At 63.0% G+C, this 2,600-nt stretch carries 3 protein-coding genes; 2 read left to right on the top strand and 1 reads right to left on the bottom strand.

All coding sequences use genetic code 11. The annotated features are described in order from the left end of the window. Positions 1 to 100: 100 nt before the first annotated feature. Both arfA and J4E53_RS30335 read left to right on the top strand, forming a co-directional pair. Entirely contained in the window at positions 101 to 265 is a 165-nt protein-coding gene (gene arfA / locus J4E53_RS30340) for an alternative ribosome rescue factor ArfA (RefSeq protein ID WP_030140368.1), read from the top strand. A 72-nt stretch (positions 266 to 337) separates the two neighbouring features. Beyond that, positions 338 to 1,660 (top strand): lytic murein transglycosylase, encoded by a 1,323-nt coding sequence (locus J4E53_RS30335; RefSeq protein ID WP_103311407.1) that lies wholly within the window; start codon positions 338 to 340, stop codon positions 1,658 to 1,660. 126 nt (positions 1,661 to 1,786) lie between these two features. Here J4E53_RS30335 and J4E53_RS30330 read toward each other — a convergent pair. Further along, a partial coding sequence (locus J4E53_RS30330; protein WP_207268285.1) for an LD-carboxypeptidase occupies positions 1,787 to 2,600 on the bottom strand: 814 nt, incomplete at its 5' end.

The following is a 2,600-nucleotide window of genomic DNA, read 5'->3' as shown; positions in this document are numbered from 1 at the left end:
TTACTTCAGGCGACACTTCCTCTTGCATGCAGGGACTGGACACCCCCCCAACTCTGTCCCATGATTTGCCCCGCAAAACCACCCCACGAGAGATCCCATCATGAGCAAAAAGCCATCCAGGCATGGCCCCAACAAGGCCAAGTCCATCGTCGCCCAGCCCCTGTTCCGCAGCCGCCAGGAACGACCCGCCAAGGGCAAAGGCAGCTACCGCCGCGAAGCCTTCCAGTCTGACAACTGGGAGGCTTCTTGCTTTCTGGCCGCTTGAAACACTCGGACAAGCCCTACGCCCCTTTCGCATGTTAAGGTCAGCACCTGATTTGTATTTCTGGACCCGTGCATGCCCTTCTGTCTTTCCCATCGTTGGCCACTGCGCCAAATGATTGTTGCCGCAAGCGTTGTCCTGCTTGTCGCCTGCGCCGAAAAACCTACCGCCGCCGACGCCCAACCGCTCCAGACCGTTCCCGCCGTGACCGCTCCGGCCATCGTGCCGCCCGTGGTGCCCACCGGCGATGACCTGGCCATTGCCCCCACCCAGACCTTCGCTGAATGGCAGGCCGGGTTTCGCAGGGAAGCCCTGGCCGCCGGGATCCGCGCCGATTTGTTCGACCGTGCGTTTATCGGCGTCAGCCCGGACATGAGCGTGATCAAGGCCGACCGCAGCCAGCCGGAATTCACCCGCCCCGTGTGGGAATACCTCGATGGCGCGCTGTCGCCACTGCGGGTCAACAAAGGCAAGAGCCTGATCCAGCAGAACGCCCAGGTCCTGCAAAGCATCGAACAGCGTTATGGCGTCGATCGCGAAGCGCTGGTGGCGGTGTGGGGCATGGAGAGCAACTTTGGCCAGTTCCAGGGCAGCAAGTCGGTGATCAACTCCCTGGCAACCCTGGCCTACGAAGGACGACGCCCGGGCTTCGCCCATGCGCAATTGATCGCCGCGCTGCAAATCCTGCAACAGGGCGATATCACACCGGAAAAAATGCTCGGTTCCTGGGCCGGCGCCATGGGCCAGACCCAGTTCATTCCCACCACGTATAACACCCACGCGGTGGATTTCGATGGCGACGGTCGCCGCGACATCTGGGGCAGCTCCACCGATGCCTTGGCTTCGACTGCGCACTACCTGCAAAGCTCCGGCTGGCAACGTGGCCAGCCGTGGGGGTTCGAGGTCAATCTCGCCGAGGGCTTCGACTACACCCTGGCCGATGGCACGATCCGCAAGCCCGTCTCCGAATGGATTCGGCTGGGCGTTTCAGAATATGGCGGCTTGCCGATCACCCCGGATGACAAGCAGCTATCGGCGTCCCTGCTCCTGCCAGCCGGCCATCGCGGCCCGGCGTTCCTGATCTTCGATAACTTCCGTGCCATCCTCAAGTACAACAACTCGTCGTCCTATGCCTTGGCGGTCGGGCTGTTGTCAAAGCGCTTCACCGACGGCGGGCTGGTCTACGGCCAGTGGCCCAAGGAAGACCTGCCCCTGAGCCGCAGCGAACGCATCGAATTGCAAACCCTGCTGGGCAAGCACAACTACGACGCGGGCAACCCCGACGGCATCATCGGCGCCAACACCCGCAAGGCCATCCGCAGCGCCCAGCAGTCGTTCGGCTGGCCGGCGGATGGGTATCCGACGCAGCAGTTGCTGGAGGCGTTGCGTAACCGCTGATTCGCCTTATTGGCGAGTGCCGCCATCGCGAGCCAGCTCGCTCCCACAGGTGTTCCAATCAACCTGTGGGAGCGAGCCGTGGGAGCAAAGCTTGCTCGCGATGGCTGACTCCCAGGCGCTACATGACTAACGACTGACCACCACGTCCTGCTCCAACACCAACCTCTTCTCCCCCGCATCCAACGTCACCAACGCCCCCATGGGCAAGGTCAGGTTCGGATCGCAATGCCCGCTGCGCCAGCCGGACAGCACCGGAATGCGCAATGGCGCGAAGGTCTGCTTGAGCAGCCCGTTCAACGCCTCGACATCGACCCCGGCCACGTCCCCCACCAACACGCCGCGCAGCTGCGCCAACGTGCCGGCCAGGCGCAGTTGGGTCAGCAGTCGGTCGATGCGATACAGCGGCTCGTTGACGTCTTCGATGAACAGGATCACCCCTTCGGCGTCGATCTGATAAGGCGTGCCCATGGTCGCGGCAATGATCGACAGGTTGCCGCCCAGCAGACGTCCGTGGGCGATGCCTGGCTCGACGGTAGTCAATGGGTAGGCCGCAGGGTGGTTCAGTTCGCTGCCGGCCTTCAACTGTCCCCGCAGCAGGCTGAAAAACGAGGTGACGGTTGGGGGGTCCTTGTCGCCCAGCAGATCGGCGTTGAGCAGCGGGCCGTGGAAGGTCACGAAGCCTGCGTAACGGCTGATGGCCAGGTGCAGGGCGGTGATGTCGCTGTAGCCTACGAATGGCTTGGGGTTGCGTCGCAGGAGGTCGAAGTCGATGCGATCCAGCAGGCGTGGTGTGCCGTAGCCGCCCCGTAGGCAGATGATGGCTTTGACTTCTGGGTCGGCGAAGGCGGCGTGCAGGTCGTTGAGGCGTATTTCGTCGCTGCCGGCGAGGTAGCCGTTCTTTTCGTAGACGCCTGGGAAGATTCGCAGCTCATGACCTCGG

The sequence above is a fragment of the Pseudomonas sp. FW305-28 genome (assembly GCF_017351395.1).
In the GTDB taxonomy this organism is placed as follows: domain Bacteria; phylum Pseudomonadota; class Gammaproteobacteria; order Pseudomonadales; family Pseudomonadaceae; genus Aquipseudomonas; species Aquipseudomonas fluorescens_AA.
The sequence above is the reverse complement of the archived record's forward strand: the minus strand, read 5'-3'. Positions and strand labels throughout refer to the sequence as shown.